The following is a 20,786-nucleotide window of genomic DNA, read 5'->3' on the forward strand; positions in this document are numbered from 1 at the left end:
ACTGAATCACATAAATAAAATCGGACTTTGCATGTGTAACTCTTTATTCATGCGGTAAAAAAATAGCAAAAACATTAACCTAAGGCTTTAATAAGAGCATGCTCCTGGTTTTTGGGAGACAAAAGGCGCCGATATAGTCGAAAATAGTGAGTTAATAGTTAGGGATTTTCCCCTATTGAACGTTTTATCTTCGGCCCATTTCATGATGAAAAAAATGTAGTATTTTCAATATGAAAGGGTATAAATTCGTTCTCAAATGACAGTCAGGATGTGTATGTTGAATAATGCTATGAGCGTCGTGATCCTTGCCGCAGGCAAAGGGACACGTATGTATTCCGATCTTCCTAAAGTGCTGCACACTCTCGCAGGAAAAGCGATGGTGCAGCATGTTATTGATGCCGCTAATGAATTAGGCGCAACTCATGTACACCTGGTCTACGGGCACGGTGGTGATTTGCTTCAGCAGGCGTTGAAAGATGGCAATCTGAACTGGGTTCTGCAGGCAGAGCAGTTGGGAACCGGTCATGCTATGCAGCAGGCTGCACCGTTCTTTGGTGATGACGAAGACATTTTAATGCTCTATGGCGATGTGCCGTTAATCTCCACTGAAACGTTACGCCGCCTGCGCGATGCTAAACCTCAGGGGGGTATTGGCTTATTAACCGTAAAACTGGACGACCCAACCGGCTATGGGCGCATTACGCGTGATAACGGCAGCGTTACTGGCATCGTTGAGCATAAAGATGCGACCGACGAGCAACGCAAGATCCAGGAAATTAACACCGGCATCCTGATTGCTAATGGCGCTGATATGAAGCGCTGGTTATCTAAACTGACCAACAACAACGTGCAGGGTGAATATTACATCACCGATATCATTGCGATGGCGTACCAGGAAGGTCGTGAAATTGCTGCGGTACATCCGGCACGTATTAGCGAAACCGAAGGGGTGAACAACCGACTTCAGTTATCCCGTCTTGAACGTGTCTATCAGTCCGAACAAGCAGAGAAACTGCTGTTAGCTGGCGTTATGTTACGCGATCCAGCACGTTTTGATCTTCGCGGTTCGCTTATTCACGGGCGCGATGTTGAAATTGATACTAACGTTATCATTGAAGGTAACGTAACCCTTGGCGATCGCGTCAAGATTGGTACTGGCTGCATTATCAAAAATAGCGTAATTGGCGATGGCTGTGAGCTTAGCCCGTACAGCGTGGTGGAAGATGCCCATCTGGAAGCGGCCTGTACTATCGGGCCTTTTGCGCGTCTGCGTCCGGGTGCTGAGCTGCAGGAAGGCGCACACGTGGGCAACTTCGTCGAAATGAAAAAAGCGCGTCTGGGTAAAGGTTCTAAAGCCGGTCATCTGACCTATCTGGGCGATGCTGAAATTGGCGATAACGTGAACATCGGCGCGGGTACGATTACCTGCAATTACGATGGTGCTAATAAATTTAAAACCATTATTGGTGATGATGTGTTTGTGGGTTCGGATACTCAACTGGTGGCGCCTGTCACCGTGGGTAAAGGCGCGACGATCGCCGCTGGAACCACAGTGACGCGTAATATCGCTGATAACGAACTGGTATTAAGCCGTGTACCGCAGGTCCATAAACAAGGTTGGCAGCGCCCGGTGAAGAAAAAGTAAGTGATTTTTGCCGGATGGCGGCCTACGTGCGATGACGTTCTGTAGGCCTGATAAGCGTGAGTGCCATCAGGCAGACAAGAGATGAGGGGATAACATAATCCTCCGCTCAACAAGCAGTACCTATAAAAATAACCCCACTCTCTACAAGGCTCGGGGCGCCCGGAAAGGGCAAATACAGGTCAGCGACAACGACAGGCATAATGCCTAAATTCGGAATCAAAAAATATGTGTGGAATTGTTGGCGCTATCGCGCAGCGTGATGTAGCTGAAATCCTTCTCGAAGGTTTACGTCGTCTGGAATATCGTGGTTATGACTCAGCCGGTCTGGCTGTTGTTGATGCTGAAGGTAACATGACCCGTCTGCGTCGTCTGGGTAAAGTGCAGATGCTGACTGCTGCTGCGGAAGAACATCCGTTACACGGTGGTACGGGTATCGCTCACACCCGCTGGGCAACACACGGCGAACCTTCAGAAGCAAACGCGCATCCGCATGTTTCTGAGCACATTGTGGTGGTGCATAACGGCATCATCGAAAACCATGAACCGCTGCGTGAAATGTTGAAAGCGCGTGGTTACATCTTTGTGTCTGAAACGGACACCGAAGTGATTGCTCACCTGGTGCATTGGGAGCTGGAACAGGGCGGTACACTGCGTGAAGCGGTATTGCGTACTATTCCGCAGCTGCGCGGTGCCTACGGCACAGTGATCATGGATACCCGTAATCCGGAAACTCTGCTGGCGGCGCGTTCTGGTAGCCCGCTGGTTATCGGTCTGGGCATGGGTGAAAACTTTATCGCTTCCGACCAGCTGGCTCTGCTGCCGGTAACCCGTCGCTTTATCTTCCTGGAAGAGGGCGATATCGCCGAGGTAACGCGTCGTTCAGTCTCTATTTTTGACAAGACTGGCGCGGAAGTTAAACGTCAGGATATTGAATCTAATCTGCAATACGACGCGGGCGAAAAAGGTATTTATCGCCACTACATGCAGAAAGAGATCTATGAGCAACCGAACGCGATAAAAAATACGCTGACCGGGCGTATCAGTCATGGCGAAGTGGATTTAAGTGAGCTTGGCCCTAATGCCAATGCGTTGCTGTCTCAGGTCGAGCATATCCAGATTATTGCCTGCGGCACGTCATACAACTCAGGCATGGTATCCCGCTACTGGTTTGAGTCGCTGGCCGGCATTCCTTGTGATGTGGAAATTGCTTCTGAGTTCCGTTATCGCAAATCCGCTGTGCGTCGTAACAGTTTGATGATTACCCTGTCTCAGTCCGGTGAAACGGCGGATACCCTGGCGGGTCTGCGCTTATCTAAAGAGCTGGGCTATCTGGGGTCGCTGGCAATCTGTAACGTTCCAGGCTCTTCTCTGGTACGTGAATCTGACCTGGCGATGATGACCAATGCCGGGACCGAAATCGGCGTGGCCTCCACGAAAGCATTTACCACCCAACTGACTGTTCTGCTAATGCTGGTGGCGAAGCTGGCTCGTCTGAAAGGTCTGGATGCGACTATTGAACAAGAGATTGTTCACGGGTTACAGGCGCTGCCGAGCCGTATTGAGCAGATGCTGTCACAGGACAAGCGTATTGCCGCACTGGCGGAAGACTTCTCTGACAAACACCATGCACTGTTCCTTGGTCGTGGCGATCAGTACCCCATTGCGCTGGAAGGCGCCCTGAAGCTGAAAGAGATTTCTTATATTCACGCAGAAGCGTATGCTGCTGGTGAGCTGAAGCACGGTCCGCTGGCGCTGATTGATGCCGATATGCCGGTTATCGTGGTTGCACCGAACAACGAGTTGCTGGAAAAACTGAAATCCAACATTGAAGAAGTGCGTGCCCGTGGCGGCCAGTTGTACGTCTTCGCCGATCAGGATGCAGGATTTATCAGTAATGAAAATATGCATATCATCGAGATGCCGCATGTGGAAGAGGTGATTGCACCGATCTTCTATACCGTTCCGCTGCAACTGCTGGCGTATCATGTGGCGCTGATTAAAGGTACTGACGTGGACCAGCCGCGTAACCTGGCGAAGTCGGTTACCGTGGAATAAGCGATACCTCGCTGAACTGAAAATGCCCTGCTCAAAGCGGGGCATTTTTTTAAACGCGTTCTGTTTTTAATCAATTATCCCGCCTGTTTTATGTGACAAACCGTCATCTTCAGCTACTGTTTTCAGTGTCATAAAAAGAAAATTTTGCCGAAATATGATTGTCATATAATCTATTAACTTGCTGTTTTTATACAATTTTTAATTGTTCTTGGCGCATTATTTTTCATTGTCATAAAACTGTCATATTTCGTACATTTAACTGTCACCTGTTTGTCCTATTTTGCTCACAGTAGCAACTCAAACAACAATTTACGAAAACCGTGCAGGAGACATTATGAAAGTTATGCGTACCACTGTCGCAACTGTTGTCGCCGCGACCTTATCTATGAGCGCGTTCTCTGCCTTTGCTGCAGCGAGCCTGACAGGTGCTGGTGCAACTTTTCCTGCGCCAGTGTATGCCAAATGGGCTGATACTTATCAGAAAGAGACCGGTAGCAAAGTAAACTACCAAGGTATCGGCTCCTCCGGTGGTGTAAAACAAATTACCGCAAATACCGTTGATTTCGGTGCATCTGATGCGCCGTTATCTGACGAGAAGCTGGCTCAGGAAGGTCTGTTCCAGTTCCCGACAGTGATCGGCGGTGTGGTGCTGGCGGTGAATATCCCTGGCCTGAAGTCCGGAGAGCTGGTGCTTGACGGTAAAACTCTGGGCGATATCTACCTCGGCAAAATTAAGAAGTGGGATGATGAAGCCATCACCAAACTGAACCCGGGTCTGAAGCTGCCTTCTCAGAATATTGCCGTTGTGCGTCGTGCAGATGGTTCCGGTACCTCCTTCGTCTTCACCAGCTACCTGGCGAAAGTGAACGAAGAGTGGAAATCTAAAATTGGCGCAGGCTCTACTGTGAACTGGCCGACCGGTCTGGGCGGTAAAGGTAACGACGGTATCGCTGCGTTCGTCCAGCGTCTGCCAGGCTCTATCGGCTACGTTGAGTACGCTTATGCTAAGCAGAACAACCTGGCATACACCAAACTGGTTACTGCTGATGGTAAGCCGGTAAGCCCGACAGAAGAAAACTTTGCTAATGCAGCTAAAGGCGCTGACTGGAGCAAAACCTTCGCTCAGGATCTGACTAACCAGAAAGGTGACAATGCGTGGCCAATCACTTCCACCACTTTCATCCTGGTGCATAAAGAGCAGAAGAAGCCTGAGCAGGGCGTTGAAGTGCTGAAGTTCTTTGACTGGGCGTACAAAAATGGCGGCAAACAGGCCAACGACCTGGATTACGCCAGCCTGCCGGACAGCGTGGTTGAGCAGATTCGTGCTGCATGGAAGACCAACGTGAAAGACAGCAGCGGTAAAGCGCTGTACTAAATACCCGTCATACTTCGAGCCGCAGCTGTGTTGGCTGCGCTTGTTCACTCCAGTTACATAGTAAATCTATGCTCCTGGGGATGAATGAGGGACATCCTTGTCCCTCACCGAAGGCAGCCTCCGGCTGTTCAAATTCGTTCCTGACGAATTTGTCACAAGCTTGCCGCCTTGCTGCAACTCGAATTATTTAGGGTATGGCATTACGTTAGCTGGGAAGCACGATAAAATGCGCGCTTCCTGGCCCAAACTTAAAGAGTGATTTATGGCTGCAACCAAGCCTGCTTTTAACCCACCGGGTAAAAAGGGTGACATGATCTTCAGCGCGCTGGTAAAACTGGCTGCGCTGATTGTGCTATTGATGTTGGGTGGCATTATTGTCTCTCTGATCATCTCCTCCTGGCCAAGCATCCAGAAATTTGGTTTCTCATTCCTTTGGACCAAAGACTGGGATGCGCCAAATGATATCTACGGCGCACTGGTACCGATTTACGGTACGCTGGTCACCTCACTTATCGCACTGCTGATCGCCGTTCCGGTGAGTTTCGGCATTGCTTTGTTCCTGACGGAACTTGCACCTGGCTGGCTGAGACGTCCGCTGGGTATCGCTATTGAACTGCTGGCGGCGATCCCGAGTATCGTTTACGGCATGTGGGGGCTGTTTATCTTTGCCCCGCTGTTTGCGACGTATTTCCAGGAGCCGGTCGGTAATATTCTTTCCAACATTCCGTTTGTTGGTGCACTGTTTGCTGGCCCGGCTTTTGGTATCGGTATTCTGGCAGCTGGCGTGATCCTCGCCATCATGATCATCCCGTACATTGCGGCAGTTATGCGTGATGTGTTCGAACAAACGCCGGTGCTGATGAAAGAGTCAGCCTACGGTATTGGCTGTACTACCTGGGAAGTTATCTGGCGTATCGTTCTGCCGTTCACTAAAAATGGTGTCATTGGCGGCGTAATGCTGGGTCTGGGTCGCGCGCTGGGTGAAACCATGGCGGTGACCTTTATCATCGGTAACACCTACCAACTCGACAGCGCATCGCTGTATATGCCGGGCAACAGTATCACCTCTGCGCTGGCGAACGAATTTGCCGAAGCGGAATCTGGGCTGCACGTTGCCGCGTTGATGGAGCTGGGTCTGATTCTGTTTGTGATCACCTTCATCGTACTGGCTGCGTCTAAGTTCATGATCATGCGCCTTGCGAAAAATGAGGGGGCACGCTAATGGCTACGCTGGAAATGCAAAACACCACCGCACTGGCAGAATCACGCCGTAAAATGCAGGCGCGTCGCCGTCTGAAGAACCGCATCGCGCTGACGCTCTCAATGGCGACCATGGCATTTGGTCTGTTCTGGCTTATCTGGATCCTGATGTCCACTATTACCCGCGGTATTGACGGTATGTCGCTGGCGCTGTTCACCGAAATGACGCCGCCGCCGAATACGGCAGGTGGTGGTCTGGCGAACGCCCTGGCCGGTAGCGGTCTGTTGATTCTGTGGGCGACCGTGTTTGGTACCCCGCTCGGTATTATGGCGGGTATCTACCTGGCTGAGTATGGGCGTAAGTCCTGGCTGGCTGAGGTCATCCGTTTTATCAACGACATTCTGCTTTCTGCACCATCCATCGTGGTCGGTCTGTTCGTTTACACCATCGTGGTAGCAAAAATGGAACACTTCTCCGGCTGGGCGGGCGTGATTGCGCTGGCGTTGCTGCAGGTACCTATCGTTATTCGTACCACTGAGAACATGCTCAAACTGGTTCCGGATAGCCTGCGTGAAGCCGCCTATGCGCTGGGTACGCCGAAGTGGAAGATGATTTCTGCAATCACCCTGAAGGCGTCTGTATCGGGCATTATTACCGGTATTCTGCTGGCAATTGCCCGTATTGCAGGTGAAACGGCTCCGCTGCTGTTTACGTCGCTCTCCAACCAGTTCTGGAGCACTGACATGATGCAGCCTATAGCCAACCTGCCGGTCACGATCTTTAAGTTTGCGATGAGCCCATTTGCTGAATGGCAACAACTGGCCTGGGCTGGGGTACTGATTATTACCCTGTGCGTACTGCTGCTGAACATTCTGGCGCGCGTCATTTTCGCGAAGAAGAAACACGGTTAAGTTTATTGCCTTGCCGGATGGCGGCGTAAACGCCTTATCCGGCCTACGAATGACATAGATGTAGGCCTGAAAGCTGCGCGCCATCAGGCATGATGAGGAAGAGATTGAAATGAGTATGGTTGATACTGCCCCGGGTAAAATTCAGGTTCGTGATTTGAACTTCTACTATGGCAAATTCCATGCCCTGAAGAACATCAACCTGGATATCGCGAAAAACCAGGTCACGGCGTTTATCGGGCCGTCAGGCTGTGGTAAATCGACGCTGCTGCGTACCTTCAACAAAATGTTTGAACTGTACCCGGAGCAGCGTGCGGAAGGTGAAATCCTGCTGGATGGTGACAATATTCTCACCAACACCCAGGACATCGCGCTGCTGCGTGCCAAAGTCGGCATGGTGTTCCAGAAGCCAACGCCGTTCCCAATGTCTATCTACGACAACATCGCGTTTGGCGTACGTTTGTTTGAGAAACTCTCGCGTGCGGATATGGACGAACGTGTGCAGTGGGCATTGACCAAGGCCGCACTGTGGAATGAAACCAAAGATAAATTACACCAGAGCGGGTACTCTCTCTCCGGTGGTCAGCAGCAGCGTCTGTGTATTGCGCGTGGTATCGCCATTCGCCCGGAAGTGCTACTGCTTGATGAGCCATGTTCAGCGCTCGACCCGATTTCTACCGGGCGTATTGAAGAGCTGATCACTGAGCTGAAAGAAGATTACACCGTTGTTATCGTTACCCACAACATGCAACAGGCAGCGCGTTGTTCCGATCACACGGCATTTATGTACCTGGGCGAGTTGATTGAGTTCAGCAACACGGACGATCTGTTCACCAAGCCCGCGAAGAAACAAACTGAAGACTACATCACCGGTCGTTACGGCTGATTCAGGAGCTTGTTGTGGATAACCTTAACCTTAATAAACATATTTCCGGCCAGTTCAATGCAGAGCTGGAAAGCATCCGTACCCAGGTGATGACCATGGGTGGCATGGTAGAGCAGCAGCTTTCTGATGCGATTACCGCCATGCATAATCAGGACAGCGAACTGGCGAAGCGCGTCATTGAAGGCGATAAAAACGTCAACATGATGGAAGTGGCGATCGATGAAGCCTGCGTGCGTATCATCGCCAAGCGTCAACCTACCGCCAGCGACCTGCGTCTGGTGATGGCGATTATCAAAACTATCGCTGAGCTGGAGCGTATTGGTGATGTGGCGGACAAAATTTGCCGCACCGCTCTGGAGAAGTTCTCGCAACAGCATCAGCCGCTGCTGGTAAGTCTGGAATCGCTGGGTCGTCACACCGTACAAATGCTGCATGACGTGCTGGATGCGTTTGCGCGTATGGATCTCGACGAAGCGGTACGTATTTATCGTGAAGATAAGAAAGTCGACCAGGAATATGAAGGCATTGTGCGCCAGCTGATGACCTACATGATGGAAGACCCGCGTACCATTCCAAGTGTGCTGACCGCGCTGTTCTGCGCACGTTCCATCGAGCGTATCGGTGACCGCTGCCAGAATATCTGCGAATACATCTTCTATTTCGTGAAGGGACAAGACTTCCGTCACGTGGGCGGCGATGAACTGGATAAGCTGCTGGCGGGCAAAGATCCTAAAGAGTGAAAAAACGTAGAAAGTAGGCCGGATAAGCGTTAGCGCTATCCGGCAATTGCCCGGCGGCGCAAGCTTACCGGGCCTACAAAAAATTACCGGGTAATATCCCAACCCCGTGCCTTCCACAATTCCGGCAACTGCGCCAGATCGGTAAAGGTCGTGACTTTTGGGTTTTCGATCGGTTTGTTATGCGGATCGGCACAGAAGTAGAACACTTCCATCCCGGCGGCAATTCCCGCCTGCGCGCCTGCGCTGGAATCATCAACCAGAATGCAGTTCTCAACGTTAACGTCCATTGCTTTTGCCGCATGGAACATCAGGGCCGGATCGGGCTTCCAGCGTTGGATATCGTAGCCGCTGAACAGTAAATCAGGAAAATGGTGCAACATGCCCAGCTTACCCAGCGAATGCTGCATTTTGCTGACCGGACCGTTTGAGACCACGCACATTGGCACTGTCATGATGTCCAGCAGAGCATTTGCCCCAGCGATAACCTCCAGTTCCGAGTCGAACAGGCGTGCGACCTCTGCGCGGTAAACGGGCTCTAAATCGGCTTTCGCCAGCGTAACGCCGTGCTCTTCGTTGATGATATCGATGATTTCGTAGAGTTTTACGCCTTTAAAGCGTTTAAACACCTCTTCGAGATCGAGTTTGATACCAAACTCCTGGAACATGGCGACATACGCCCGGGAACAGATCACTTCACTGTCGACCAGCGTACCGTCACAGTCAAAAAATACCGCTTCTATCTGGGACATGCCTTCCTCTTATCGCTAGTTTAACGTTTACGTCATGCTTATTTACGCCACGCAATCGTTGCCGTATAAGCAAAATCAATGAAAAAAGTTGCTCATAACCCAACCCTATTGTCGCATTTTGGTATAGGATAGCGACGAATTTTCCCTCCTTGTTCGGAAATTGATAATGAGTCAACAACACACAACCCAGGCTTCTGGCCAGGGGATGCTGGAACGCGTGTTCAAACTGCGCGAGCATGGCACAACGGCACGGACCGAAGTGATCGCCGGTTTAACCACCTTCCTGACGATGGTGTATATCGTTTTTGTTAACCCGCAAATTCTTGGCGTGGCTGGCATGGATACCAGCGCCGTCTTTGTTACCACCTGCCTTATTGCTGCATTTGGTAGCATCCTGATGGGGCTTTTTGCCAATCTGCCGGTTGCGCTGGCACCTGCTATGGGCCTGAACGCATTCTTTGCCTTCGTGGTCGTTGGCGCGATGGGCCTGTCATGGCAGATAGGTATGGGCGCAATCTTCTGGGGCGCGATAGGTCTGCTGCTGCTGACCATTTTCCGCGTACGTTACTGGATGATTGCCAATATCCCGGTGAGCCTGCGCGTGGGGATCACCAGCGGTATCGGTCTGTTCATCGGTATGATGGGGCTGAAAAACGCCGGCGTTATCGTCGCCAACAAAGACACGCTGGTATCTATCGGCAACCTGACGTCCCACAGCGTACTGCTCGGCATTCTGGGCTTCTTTATCATCGCGATTCTGGCGTCACGTAATATTCATGCGGCGGTGCTGATCTCTATCATCGTGACCACGCTGCTGGGTTGGATGCTGGGTGATGTCCATTACAGCGGGATCGTCTCCGCGCCGCCGAGCGTGATGTCGGTTATCGGGCATGTTGACCTGGCCGGTTCGTTTAACATTGGCCTTGCGGGCGTGATTTTCTCGTTCATGCTGGTGAACCTGTTTGACTCCTCCGGTACCCTGATTGGCGTGACGGATAAAGCCGGTCTGGCAGACGCGAAGGGCAAGTTCCCACGCATGAAGCAGGCGCTGTTTGTCGATAGCGTGTCGTCTGTTACCGGCGCGTTTATCGGTACCTCTTCCGTTACCGCCTATATTGAGTCTTCTTCCGGGGTTTCTGTTGGTGGGCGTACCGGCCTGACCGCGGTCGTTGTCGGTCTGTTGTTCCTGCTGGTTATCTTCCTGTCGCCGTTGGCGGGAATGGTGCCGGGATATGCCGCCGCAGGTGCGCTGATTTACGTTGGCGTCCTGATGACATCAAGCCTGTCGCGCGTGAAGTGGGATGACCTGACTGAAGCGGTTCCAGCGTTTATTACCGCCGTGATGATGCCGTTTAGCTTCTCGATCACCGAAGGTATTGCGCTGGGCTTTATCTCTTACTGCTTGATGAAAATCGGTACCGGACGTTTCCGCGATCTCAGCCCGTGCGTCATCGTTGTCGCGCTGCTGTTTGTACTGAAGATTGTGTTTATCGACGCGCACTAAAATATCGGTCTGGACAACGGCCCGCCAGGCATCGTTGCTGGCGGGCTTTTTCTTTAGGCTTTTACACGTTGAATATAGTCGCCAAATGCGGTCAGCTGACCGGTCAGATGGTCCAGCGTGCTTTGGTCGATCACTTCGCCGGTCTGCGGGTCCACTTTGTTCTGAATCACGCCGCCCATAAATTCCGGCTTGTTCATTACCATCGCGTCGAGGAACACCAGGATTTGACGCAGATGATACTGGCAGCGCGCGCCGCCGATGGCGCCCATGGAGCTGGTCTGGATCAGCACCGGTTTGCCGGATAATGGTTGATCGGGCAGGCGGGACAGCCAGTCGATGGCATTTTTCAGCCCGCCAGGAACAGAATAGTTGTATTCCGGTGTGACGATAACGACGCCGTCAGCCTTCCTGATTTGTTCCGCCAGCGCTTCTACACTTGCCGGAAAACCCTCTTCCTGCTGGAGGTCGGCATCGTACAGAGGAATATCCCCAATCGACGGTAATGCATTCACTTCCATCCCCGCGGGGGCAATTTTTGGCAGCGTACGGGCAACCATTCCATTAAACGAACCCTTGCGCAGGCTCCCCAGTAACGTAACAACATTCAATGTTTCAGACATGGTTACTCCTGTTTCATCATGAAGGTTAAATCAAAGCGTATGGCTCTTCGCTGCGCATAATTGCGAGAACCGGATCAGGCGACCCGTTGGCTCATTGGCGCGTGTCTGGATATCAGGCAAGCTTTTCCAGTCCTGTTTACCATCAAACTCCCAAACGTTGAGTTTTTCAATGGTTGGCGTGACCGCGACCGACCACACCAGCACATCTTCGGCATCGCAAATGGCTTCTATCTGCGTAACGTGAGCACATCTCAGACGGCCCGCACCCGGTAACAGCTGGAGTTCACGTGGATCGTCATTGCACACGTCGCCAGTGAGCTTGAGAACGCTCTGGCGTAACGTTATGAGCTGCGCACGCGCTTCATTGGGGTCGTTTTGATTATTGATCCACAGGTTTTCGTTACTGGAAAAGCGGTAGGAATCTGTGGCATTCGGGGTATGGAACCCGCGAGTTGCCCGCTGAAGCTCCATATCCAGACCGCATGAACCTTCTGTGGTAAGCGCGACGCCGACAATATTCCCGGCATAGGAAATCGAAAAGCCAGGCAGGTTTTTATCGCGAAAAACGGGCTTACCTTTCGCCTCGGTAACAATCTCGGGCAATGTGCTGGTGCCGTAAAGCATAAACATCAGTTCAGCGAGAAGACTTCGGGAGGCCAGAAAGCGTGTTCGGCGGTGAGTGGGTAGATTTCTTACTTCAAAATGACATGGAGTAGGGAGGCGAACTGAAACCAGGTGTCCCTCCGTAAGAATCCCTCTGGCAAAATGTGTCGCCATTTTTCGCTCCGTGATTAATGGTCCGTGATTATTATCAGAGTAACATTTACGCGGCTTCCAGGCAGGCTTTACTGCCCAAAAAGTAAACGGAATCGGGATACATTACGCGACATTTACATTTCCAGCGCCAGGGAGGTTAATAAAACAACAATATAGCAAAGGATCTTCATGACATCTCGCGATAGAGTGCCTTGATCGTCTCTTTCAGCCATACGATCTTAGGATTGTGGCTGTTGCGTTTATGCCAAAGTAGGGTGAACGGGACGCGCATTTTTTCCAGTTGCGCTGCATCAAAAGGCATTGGACGTGCCACGAGCGGAAGCTGGTGGAGTTGGTTATAACGCTGGCAATAAACCGGTGCGGTGGCAATCAGCGCGTGATCCGGCTGCGCTGCCATAAACAGCGACTGCTCAAAGCCTGGCAGACACAATGCGATGTTACGCGCACGCCCCATCTCCTGAAGCACATCGTCCAGCGCCCAGGTGTCGCTCTGCTCCCAGCTAATGCTGATATGGGGATAGCGCAGGAATGTTTCCAGATTCCACTCTTCCTGCAATGCCGGGTGGTCTTCACGCAACCAGACGCAGGGGAGATCGGAAAACAGGACCTCGTGGTCGATCGATAACGGTAGCAGACTCAGCAATTCACGCGAGCGCGGGTGACTTTCACGTCCGGTAAAGCCGATATCCACCTCGCCACGGATAATGGCATCCAGCGAATCGTAATCCCAGTTGTGCACTTTGATCGTTGCCTGTGGATAACGTTGGTAGATCTGTTGGGAGAGCGCGTTAAACATGATCATCACCAGCGGCGTTTCAGCCACCAGATCAAACTTCAGCCCACGTGGTGCTTCATGGTGTGGCTTATCGAGCAATTGATTGCCCATCTGCATCCACTCCGCCAGGCTCTGTTCCATGTTGAGCATCAGCGGCGTTGGCGTTAGCCCCAGCGGGGTGTTAACAAACAATGGATCGTCAAACCAGGCTCTCAGCTTCGACAGCGATTTGCTGACCGCCGACGGCGTGACGTTCATCCGTTTGGCGGTTTTAGTGACGCTGCGTTCCTGCATCAGGAGCTGCAGGCAGAGCAGTAAATTAAGATCGAGACTGCTGAGGGATTTCTTCATGAGTTGGCGCGGACCGGTTAGGTGCAACAGTGATAATCAGCATGATACTCACTATGCTACAGCCAATCAGAATCCCGATCAGCATATTCAGTGCGTCGAGACCGAGGATGGCAGCCAACCAAATCCATAGAGATGAACCGCAAACCTGGGCAATGCCTAATGCCGAGCTGGCGACGCCTGCGCGCAGCGAGAACGGCCCCAGCGCCTGGCTCATGGCAACGCCGAAACCGACCGAGAATCCGGCGCAGATTAAGGTTAACCCGAACAACGTTACCGCGTGCGTACTGGCAAGGATTAACACGATGCCCGCAGCCAGGAACAAGACCTGTGAAGTCAGCATCAGGATGCGGGGTTTAAAAATACTCAGTGCGAATGGCGTAGAGAAAGAGACCGCCATACTGATGCCTGCGGTCATGGCCATGGTAGTGGCGTACTCGCCGCGGTCGAAGCCCATCACTTCCATCAGCAGCACCGGAGACGTATTCACGAAGGTCAGGATCACCGACACGCTGAGGGTGGTAATGGCCAGACGGCTTAAGAAAAAACGGTTTACCAGCGACTCTGCGCGATGATCGCTCTGCGTAGAGGTCGAGAGCGTCGCTGGGCGCGATTCTCGCAGGATAAACACCGACAGCAGGCAAACAACCACGCCCATGCCCATCATCGTGTAGAACAGGCTCTGCCACGGGTATTTGAGCATGATCAGATGCCCCATCACCGGAGCCAGCACCGGCACGATACAGGTAATACCGTTCAACAACGACAGTACCTTCGCCCGGCGACGATCGTCGAGCGTATCGCGCAGAATAGCGAAAGCCACCACATAACAGCAGCCGGCGCCCACACCCTGAATAAAGCGGCCTGCGAGAAACGGGGTACCGCTCTCGGCAAATGAACACAGCGAGGAGGCGACAATAAAAATGAGGGCACCGACAATGGCGACCGGTTTACGACCCGACTGGTCAGCAATTTTTCCGGCGAACAACATTGCCGTCGCCATTCCCGCCAGATAAACCGAAAACGCGATATGCAGTTGCGCCTCGCTGGCCTGTAGATCGGCAGCAATACGGGGCAATCCCACCAGATACATATCAATACCGGCGGGATAGAGGAGAACCAGGGCAAAACTGCAGATTAGAAAGCGTGTCATAGCGACCTCATGAGGAAAGTGGCGCTAAGAATACGGGGAGAGGGTTGCCTGTGCGAGTTGCCATTTGGACAACAGTGATTTCCGCATGGGAAATTGTTGTTGCCGGATGGCGGTGTAAACGCCTTATCCGGCCTACGGGGCCTGTAGTCCCGGTAAGCATCGCGCCACCGGGCAATACAACATTATTTGCCAATACAGAAGCTGGAGAAAATCCGTCCCAGCAGATCGTCGGAGGTAAATTCCCCGGTGATCTCACTGAGGTTCTGCTGCGCCAGACGCAACTCCTCTGCCAGCAATTCTCCGGCCCATGCGCCAAGCAGTTGGGCTTTACCCTGCTCGAGATGCTCCGCCGCTTCTGCCAGCGCCTGCAGGTGACGACGACGCGCCAGGAAGCCACCTTCCATATTGGTTTCAAAGCCCATGCTCTGTTTGAGATGGTTACGCAGTACGTCAACACCTTCACCGGTACGTGCGGAGAGGCGAACCAGTGAGTGGCCATTTACTTCGCTAAGGCCCAGCGTCTCACCGGTAATATCCGCTTTGTTACGTACCACGGTAATTGGCAGTTTGGCTGGCAGACGGGCAATAAAGTCTGGCCAGATGTCAGCCGGGTCCACGGCGTCGGTGGTGGTGCCATCCACCATAAACAGCACACGGTCGGCTTGTTCGATTTCCTGCCACGCACGTTCGATACCAATGCGTTCAACTTCATCGCTGGCATCGCGCAAACCAGCAGTGTCGATGATGTGCAGCGGCATACCGTCGATATGAATATGCTCACGCAGCACGTCGCGAGTCGTCCCCGCAATATCGGTCACAATAGCCGCCTCACGGCCAGCCAGCGCGTTCAGCAGGCTCGATTTCCCGGCGTTAGGGCGACCGGCAATGACTACCTTCATCCCTTCGCGCAGCAGGCTGCCCTGACGCGCTTCGGCACGAACGGCATCAAGATCGCTGATAACGCTATTGAGCTGGGCTTCAATCTTGCCGTCAGACAGGAAGTCGATTTCTTCATCCGGGAAATCAATCGCCGCTTCGACATAGATGCGCAGGTGAGTGAGCGCTTCCACAAGATGATTTACCCGTGCGGAAAATGCGCCCTGCAACGAATTCAGCGCCGAGCGAGCGGCTTGCTCCGAGCTGGCATCGATCAGGTCGGCAATCGCCTCTGCCTGGGCTAAATCGAGCTTATCATTGAGAAAAGCTCGCTCGGAGAATTCACCCGGTCTGGCAATGCGCAGCCCGGGAATGGTCAGAATACGTTTGAGCAGCAGGTCAAGAATCACCGGACCTCCGTGGCCCTGAAGCTCTAAAACGTCTTCGCCGGTAAAGGAGTTCGGGCCGGGGAACCACAGGGCAATCCCCTGATCCAGCGCGCTGCCATCCGCGTCTTTAAACGGCAGATAATCGGCATAACGCGGTTTTGGCAGTTTCCCCAGTACGGTTTCTGCGACCTCGCGCGCCTTCAGGCCGGAGATACGCAGGATACCCACGCCACCACGTCCCGGTGGGGTGGCCTGAGCGACGATGGTGTCGTTATGGCTCATGGTTTGTCTCTTCTTAATGCAATAAAAAAGGCGGTCTAATGACCGCCCTTTACTTTATGTTCCGTTTGCCGGATGGCGGCTTCGCCTAATCCGGCCTACACCGAATCAGGAGTTTTTCTTCTCGCGGCTATGCAGGCCACGCTTCTCCAGACCACGGTAAATCAGCTGCTGCTGAATAATGGTTACCAGGTTGCTGACGATATAGTACAGCACCAGACCTGACGGGAACCACAGGAAGAACACGGTGAAGATGACCGGCATAAAGGTCATGATCTTCTGCTGCATCGGGTCGGTCACGGTGGTCGGAGACATCTTCTGAATGAAGAACATCGTCACGCCCATCAGGATCGGCAGGATGTAGTACGGGTCCTGTGCGGACAGGTCATGGATCCACAGCGCGAACGGCGCATGACGCAGCTCAATGGAGCCCATCAGCATGTAGTACAACGCCAGGAAGATTGGCATCTGGATGATCAGCGGGAAGCAGCCGCCCAGCGGGTTAACCTTCTCAGCTTTGTACAGGGCCATCATTTCCTGGCTCTGACGCTGTTTGTCATCACCCAGACGCTCACGCATTGCCTGAATCTTCGGCTGCAGCATACGCATCTTCGCCATGGAGGTGTACTGCGCTTTGGTCAGCGGGTACATGATGCCACGAACGATAAAGGTGATAACGATGATGGAGAAGCCCCAGTTACCCAGGAAGCTATGGATCCATTTCAGCAGTTTGAACAACGGCTGAGAGATGAACCACAACCAGCCGTAATCCACGGTCAGATCCAGGTGCGGTGCAACGGCCGCCATTTTATCCTGAATTTCCGGGCCGACCCACAGGGTACTGGTCATCGCGCCAGTCTGGCCAGGCTGTACCAGTACCGGCTGTGACTTATAGCCGATAGCGGCAATGCCGTTACCCAGGTTAGCGGTATAGAAGTTGTTGGTGCCGTCGTTACGCGGAACCCATGCCGTTGCGAAATACTGTTGCAGCATTGCGACCCAGCCGTCTTTAGCATTGACGTTCAGGTTTTCGTTTTCAGCAATGGTGTCGAATTTGTATTTCTCATACTTCTCATCCGGCGTGGAGTACGCCGCGCCGCGGAAGGTGTGCAGCGCAAAGTTGCTGCTTCCGGTATCGCGATGAGATGGTAGATTGATGGATTGCTTCAGTTGACCAAAGGTGGAGACTTCCAGCGGTTTTTCGCCGGCGTTCTGCACGCTGTAGTTAACGTTGACAGCATATTCACCACGCTTGAGTACAAACGTTTTAGTGAATGTGTTACCCGCTGCGTCAGTATAGGTCATCGGGATCTGCAGTTCGTTCTGACCGTCAGCCAGTACAAATGCGTCTTTTTCGACGTTGTACAGCGGACGCGGGCCGTTAGCCGGGTTATCCGGGCCGTCACGACCTGTCAGGCCACTCTGTGCCTGGTAGATGAACTGTGGCGTGGTTTCCAGTAACTGGAACGGTTCGGTAGAACCCAGTTCTTTCGGGTAAGCTGGCAGTGAAGCCTGTTCCACATCACCACCACGGGTGTTGATGGTCAGATCAAGCACGTCAGTTTTAACCGTAATCAGTTTCCCCTGGCCACTGGCCGGTACGCCCTGGTCGGCGGCGCTACCCGCTGCGGTGGTCGTTGTCTGCGTGGTCTGTTGGGCCTGAGGTTGCGGATTTTTATCCTGCTCCCAGGCTTGCCAGATCATGAAAGACACGAACAGCAAAGCGATGACTAAAAGATTGCGTTGCGAATCCATCGTTAGTGTTCTCTGGTATCAAATGGTCCGGGCGGGACGGGATCGTCACCACCAGGGTGTAAAGGGTGGCATTTTAATACGCGTTTCACCGTCAACCAACTGCCTTTTATCACTCCAAACCTGCGCAATGCCTCAATTCCGTAGCTCGAACAGGTTGGAGTGAAACGGCAATGCGGCCCAAGCAGCGGACTGATCAGGCGTTGATAGACCCGAATGAGGGCTATCAGGACCCGCGAGCCAGGCGACAATGGCGACGCCATAATTTTTCCAACGCTTCCGAGAGAGCACGGTTATCGAGGTCAGCAACCCCTTTTTTCGCCACCACCACGAAATCCATTGCTGGAAGCTCGTGCTGACGTAAACGGAAGCTTTCACGCGTCAGACGTTTAATCCGATTACGTTCATGCGCACGTTTAACATTTTTCTTGGCGACGGTAAGACCGATACGGGGATGCCCCAGCGAATTCAGGCGGCCGAGGATGGTGATTTGCGGCGTGCCAGCCCGTTGTGGCTGCTGGAAGACGAATGTGAAATGAGTGGGAGTTAACAAACGTAACTCCCTGGGAAATGCGAGCTTAACCACTCAGGGGCTAGCTTTTATTACTTAGAAACGGTCAGACGAGAACGGCCTTTAGCACGACGACGTGCCAGAACCTGACGACCATTTTTATTTGCCATACGAGCACGGAAGCCGTGAGAACGGTTGCGCTTCAGTACAGACGGTTGAAAAGTGCGTTTCATGGCGATTTCTACCTAAACTTGAATAAATTCACTGACTTTTGCGTATACCCGAACGAATTTCGAACGACTTACGCCACAGTGTGGGTGATTAAAGAGGCCGGATTGTAATAATTGTACACTCCGGAGTCAATTCTCTTTCCTTATATCCCGTTTTTTTTCACGTGGTTTTGTGTAAAAAACAGGCAGCGTTGACGCCGTAAGGCGACCGTTACTCGCTGGGGGTAAGAATTATACGGGCTGGTGGATAAAGCGCAAGGATCGCACGGGATCTTTATTAGATCGTTTAAGCAGTAAAGCATCTTTACTCATTAATTTTTTCAATATGCGCGCGAAAACCTGCAGCACTTCTCCAGGATCGTTTACACTTAGCCGATTCTGGATCATCCTGTGGATAAATCGGGAAGAATCTGTGAGAAACAGAAGATCTCTTTCTCAGTTTACGCTATGATCCGCGGTCCCGATCGTTTCAATGGATCCTGATCGGGTAAAAATTGCAGATAGCAATTCGCACGTCACCCTTTGCATAGGGTCTTGTCGATGTGCGTCAACAATCATGAATGTTTCAGCCTTTGTCATTTATCGACTTTTGTTCGAGTGGAGTCCGCCGTGTCACTTTCGCTTTGGCAGCAGTGTCTTGCCCGATTGCAGGATGAGTTACCAGCCACAGAATTCAGTATGTGGATACGCCCGTTGCAGGCGGAACTGAGCGATAACACGCTGGCTTTGTATGCGCCAAACCGTTTCGTGCTCGATTGGGTAAGGGATAAATACCTTAATAATATTAATGGATTACTCAATAATTTTTGCGGAGCGGATGCCCCACAGCTGCGTTTTGAGGTTGGCACTAAACCCGTTACGCAAACGCTGAAAACGCCGGTCAACAACGTTGTGGCGCCCGCCCACGTGGCTCAGCAAGTGCAACCGCAACGTACCGTACCGGCAGCGCGCCCTGGCTGGGATAACGTCCCGGCTCCGGCTGAACCTACCTATCGCTCTAACGTCAACGTCAAACATACGTTTGATAACTTCGTTGAAGGTAAATCTAACCAACTGGCGCGCGCGGCGGCACGTCAGGTGGCGGACAATCCAGGCGGCGCCTACAATCCGTTATTCCTTTATGGCGGTACGGGTCTGGGTAAAACCCACCTGCTGCACGCTGTCGGTAACGGCATTATGGCGCGTAAGCCGAACGCAAAAGTGGTGTATATGCACTCCGAGCGTTTTGTGCAGGACATGGTTAAAGCCCTGCAAAACAATGCGATCGAAGAGTTTAAACGCTATTACCGTTCCGTTGATGCGCTGCTGATTGACGATATTCAATTCTTTGCTAATAAAGAACGTTCACAGGAAGAATTTTTCCACACCTTTAATGCCCTGCTGGAAGGTAATCAGCAGATCATCCTGACCTCGGATCGCTATCCGAAGGAGATCAACGGCGTTGAAGATCGTCTGAAATCTCGCTTCGGCTGGGGACTGACTGTCGCGATCGAGCCGCCTGAGCTGGAAACACGCGTCGCGATCCTGATGAAAAAGGCTGACGAAAACGACATTCGTCTGCCGGGTGAAGTGGCGTTCTTTATCGCCAAGCGTCTACGCTCTAACGTGCGTGAACTGGAAGGCGCACTGAACCGCGTGATCGCTAACGCCAATTTTACCGGCCGGGCAATTACTATCGATTTCGTGCGTGAAGCGCTGCGCGATTTGCTGGCTTTGCAGGAAAAGCTGGTCACCATCGACAATATTCAAAAGACGGTGGCAGAGTATTACAAAATCAAAATTGCGGATCTGCTTTCTAAGCGTCGATCTCGTTCGGTAGCACGTCCGCGTCAGATGGCGATGGCGCTGGCAAAAGAGCTCACTAACCACAGTCTGCCGGAAATTGGCGATGCGTTTGGTGGGCGCGATCATACTACCGTGCTTCATGCCTGCCGTAAGATTGAGCAGTTGCGTGAAGAAAGCCATGATATTAAAGAAGATTTCTCCAATTTAATCAGAACATTATCTTCGTGA

Annotated in this window: 19 protein-coding genes; 9 read left to right on the forward strand and 10 right to left on the reverse strand. The window is 52.3% G+C overall.

Annotation, left to right across the window (positions count from 1 at the left end; translation table 11 throughout):
• The first annotated feature begins 274 nt into the window (after positions 1 to 274).
• The 7 genes from glmU to phoU all read left to right on the forward strand — a co-directional run bounded on the left by glmU (position 275) and on the right by phoU (position 8,810).
• Positions 275 to 1,645 (forward strand): bifunctional UDP-N-acetylglucosamine diphosphorylase/glucosamine-1-phosphate N-acetyltransferase GlmU, encoded by a 1,371-nt coding sequence (gene glmU / locus HV041_RS20270; RefSeq protein WP_121585247.1) that lies wholly within the window; start codon positions 275 to 277, stop codon positions 1,643 to 1,645.
• Positions 1,646 to 1,870: 225 nt separating this feature from the next.
• Positions 1,871 to 3,700 (forward strand): glutamine--fructose-6-phosphate transaminase (isomerizing), encoded by a 1,830-nt coding sequence (glmS, locus tag HV041_RS20275; protein WP_061066898.1) that lies wholly within the window; start codon positions 1,871 to 1,873, stop codon positions 3,698 to 3,700.
• A gap of 334 nt (positions 3,701 to 4,034) precedes the next feature.
• Entirely contained in the window at positions 4,035 to 5,075 is a 1,041-nt protein-coding gene (gene pstS / locus HV041_RS20280) for a phosphate ABC transporter substrate-binding protein PstS (RefSeq protein WP_048213783.1), read from the forward strand.
• Between the two features lie 262 nt (positions 5,076 to 5,337).
• On the forward strand, positions 5,338 to 6,297 hold the full coding sequence (gene pstC, locus HV041_RS20285) for a phosphate ABC transporter permease PstC (protein WP_048213782.1): 960 nt from the start codon (positions 5,338 to 5,340) through the stop codon (positions 6,295 to 6,297).
• Positions 6,297 to 7,187: a phosphate ABC transporter permease PstA gene (pstA, locus tag HV041_RS20290; RefSeq protein ID WP_048213781.1), complete on the forward strand. Its 891-nt coding sequence runs from the start codon at positions 6,297 to 6,299 to the stop codon at positions 7,185 to 7,187. Before pstC ends, pstA begins: the two co-directional genes overlap by 1 nt.
• Before the next feature lie 109 nt (positions 7,188 to 7,296).
• Positions 7,297 to 8,070, forward strand: coding sequence for a phosphate ABC transporter ATP-binding protein PstB (gene pstB, locus HV041_RS20295; protein WP_003023821.1), 774 nt, complete (start codon positions 7,297 to 7,299; stop codon positions 8,068 to 8,070).
• A 14-nt stretch (positions 8,071 to 8,084) separates the two neighbouring features.
• Positions 8,085 to 8,810, forward strand: a complete 726-nt coding sequence (phoU, locus tag HV041_RS20300; RefSeq protein ID WP_003023824.1) for a phosphate signaling complex protein PhoU — start codon at positions 8,085 to 8,087, stop codon at positions 8,808 to 8,810.
• A gap of 83 nt (positions 8,811 to 8,893) precedes the next feature.
• Here phoU and yieH read toward each other — a convergent pair whose 3' ends face one another.
• The gene (gene yieH / locus HV041_RS20305) at positions 8,894 to 9,559 is read right to left on the reverse strand and encodes a 6-phosphogluconate phosphatase (RefSeq protein ID WP_121585246.1); all 666 of its coding nucleotides are present in this window, start codon (positions 9,557 to 9,559) and stop codon (positions 8,894 to 8,896) included.
• Positions 9,560 to 9,725: 166 nt separating this feature from the next.
• Between yieH and HV041_RS20310 the strand changes: the two genes are divergently transcribed.
• Complete coding sequence (locus tag HV041_RS20310; protein WP_124021882.1) at positions 9,726 to 11,063, forward strand: NCS2 family permease; 1,338 nt, start codon at positions 9,726 to 9,728, stop codon at positions 11,061 to 11,063.
• A 53-nt stretch (positions 11,064 to 11,116) separates the two neighbouring features.
• Here HV041_RS20310 and HV041_RS20315 read toward each other — a convergent pair whose 3' ends face one another.
• The 9 genes from HV041_RS20315 to rpmH form a co-directional block, all read right to left on the reverse strand.
• Positions 11,117 to 11,683 (reverse strand): NADPH-dependent FMN reductase, encoded by a 567-nt coding sequence (locus HV041_RS20315; protein ID WP_003827046.1) that lies wholly within the window; start codon positions 11,681 to 11,683, stop codon positions 11,117 to 11,119.
• A gap of 30 nt (positions 11,684 to 11,713) precedes the next feature.
• Positions 11,714 to 12,460, reverse strand: a complete 747-nt coding sequence (locus tag HV041_RS20320) for a 4'-phosphopantetheinyl transferase superfamily protein (RefSeq protein ID WP_048213777.1) — start codon at positions 12,458 to 12,460, stop codon at positions 11,714 to 11,716.
• Between the two features lie 166 nt (positions 12,461 to 12,626).
• The gene (gene yidZ, locus HV041_RS20325; protein ID WP_048213776.1) at positions 12,627 to 13,586 is read right to left on the reverse strand and encodes an HTH-type transcriptional regulator YidZ; all 960 of its coding nucleotides are present in this window, start codon (positions 13,584 to 13,586) and stop codon (positions 12,627 to 12,629) included.
• A complete protein-coding gene (locus tag HV041_RS20330; protein WP_116360307.1) occupies positions 13,555 to 14,736 on the reverse strand; it encodes an MFS transporter in 1,182 nt (393 codons plus the stop codon). The genes yidZ and HV041_RS20330 overlap by 32 nt, the downstream gene beginning before the upstream one ends.
• A gap of 182 nt (positions 14,737 to 14,918) precedes the next feature.
• Positions 14,919 to 16,283, reverse strand: coding sequence for a tRNA uridine-5-carboxymethylaminomethyl(34) synthesis GTPase MnmE (gene mnmE, locus HV041_RS20335; protein ID WP_032945460.1), 1,365 nt, complete (start codon positions 16,281 to 16,283; stop codon positions 14,919 to 14,921).
• A 105-nt stretch (positions 16,284 to 16,388) separates the two neighbouring features.
• On the reverse strand, positions 16,389 to 18,035 hold the full coding sequence (gene yidC, locus HV041_RS20340; protein WP_003023844.1) for a membrane protein insertase YidC: 1,647 nt from the start codon (positions 18,033 to 18,035) through the stop codon (positions 16,389 to 16,391).
• Positions 18,036 to 18,037: 2 nt separating this feature from the next.
• Positions 18,038 to 18,295: a membrane protein insertion efficiency factor YidD gene (gene yidD / locus HV041_RS20345; RefSeq protein ID WP_003023846.1), complete on the reverse strand. Its 258-nt coding sequence runs from the start codon at positions 18,293 to 18,295 to the stop codon at positions 18,038 to 18,040.
• Positions 18,259 to 18,618, reverse strand: a complete 360-nt coding sequence (rnpA, locus tag HV041_RS20350) for a ribonuclease P protein component (RefSeq protein WP_003844432.1) — start codon at positions 18,616 to 18,618, stop codon at positions 18,259 to 18,261. Before rnpA ends, yidD begins: the two co-directional genes overlap by 37 nt.
• A 17-nt stretch (positions 18,619 to 18,635) precedes the next feature.
• Entirely contained in the window at positions 18,636 to 18,776 is a 141-nt protein-coding gene (gene rpmH / locus HV041_RS20355; protein WP_003023858.1) for a 50S ribosomal protein L34, read from the reverse strand.
• Between the two features lie 606 nt (positions 18,777 to 19,382).
• On the opposite strand from rpmH, the gene dnaA reads away from it, so the two are divergent.
• Positions 19,383 to 20,786: a chromosomal replication initiator protein DnaA gene (dnaA, locus tag HV041_RS20360; RefSeq protein ID WP_061066893.1), complete on the forward strand. Its 1,404-nt coding sequence runs from the start codon at positions 19,383 to 19,385 to the stop codon at positions 20,784 to 20,786.

Source organism: Citrobacter sp. RHBSTW-00029 (assembly GCF_014104295.1).
Classification (GTDB): Bacteria; Pseudomonadota; Gammaproteobacteria; order Enterobacterales; family Enterobacteriaceae; genus Citrobacter; species Citrobacter youngae.

What these genes read in the sequence shown, in the direction of transcription:
- HV041_RS20330 (WP_116360307.1), bottom strand. Translation starts at nt 14,736, where the DNA reads ATGACACGCTTTCTAATCTGCAGTTTTGCCCTGGTTCTCCTCTATCCC.
- yieH (WP_121585246.1), bottom strand. Translation starts at nt 9,559, where the DNA reads ATGTCCCAGATAGAAGCGGTATTTTTTGACTGTGACGGTACGCTGGTC.
- pstA (WP_048213781.1), top strand. Translation starts at nt 6,297, where the DNA reads ATGGCTACGCTGGAAATGCAAAACACCACCGCACTGGCAGAATCACGC.
- mnmE (WP_032945460.1), bottom strand. Translation starts at nt 16,283, where the DNA reads ATGAGCCATAACGACACCATCGTCGCTCAGGCCACCCCACCGGGACGT.
- rpmH (WP_003023858.1), bottom strand. Translation starts at nt 18,776, where the DNA reads ATGAAACGCACTTTTCAACCGTCTGTACTGAAGCGCAACCGTTCTCAC.
- glmS (WP_061066898.1), top strand. Translation starts at nt 1,871, where the DNA reads ATGTGTGGAATTGTTGGCGCTATCGCGCAGCGTGATGTAGCTGAAATC.
- pstS (WP_048213783.1), top strand. Translation starts at nt 4,035, where the DNA reads ATGAAAGTTATGCGTACCACTGTCGCAACTGTTGTCGCCGCGACCTTA.
- pstC (WP_048213782.1), top strand. Translation starts at nt 5,338, where the DNA reads ATGGCTGCAACCAAGCCTGCTTTTAACCCACCGGGTAAAAAGGGTGAC.
- glmU (WP_121585247.1), top strand. Translation starts at nt 275, where the DNA reads ATGTTGAATAATGCTATGAGCGTCGTGATCCTTGCCGCAGGCAAAGGG.
- HV041_RS20310 (WP_124021882.1), top strand. Translation starts at nt 9,726, where the DNA reads ATGAGTCAACAACACACAACCCAGGCTTCTGGCCAGGGGATGCTGGAA.
- yidD (WP_003023846.1), bottom strand. Translation starts at nt 18,295, where the DNA reads ATGGCGTCGCCATTGTCGCCTGGCTCGCGGGTCCTGATAGCCCTCATT.
- HV041_RS20315 (WP_003827046.1), bottom strand. Translation starts at nt 11,683, where the DNA reads ATGTCTGAAACATTGAATGTTGTTACGTTACTGGGGAGCCTGCGCAAG.
- pstB (WP_003023821.1), top strand. Translation starts at nt 7,297, where the DNA reads ATGAGTATGGTTGATACTGCCCCGGGTAAAATTCAGGTTCGTGATTTG.
- yidZ (WP_048213776.1), bottom strand. Translation starts at nt 13,586, where the DNA reads ATGAAGAAATCCCTCAGCAGTCTCGATCTTAATTTACTGCTCTGCCTG.
- yidC (WP_003023844.1), bottom strand. Translation starts at nt 18,035, where the DNA reads ATGGATTCGCAACGCAATCTTTTAGTCATCGCTTTGCTGTTCGTGTCT.
- HV041_RS20320 (WP_048213777.1), bottom strand. Translation starts at nt 12,460, where the DNA reads ATGGCGACACATTTTGCCAGAGGGATTCTTACGGAGGGACACCTGGTT.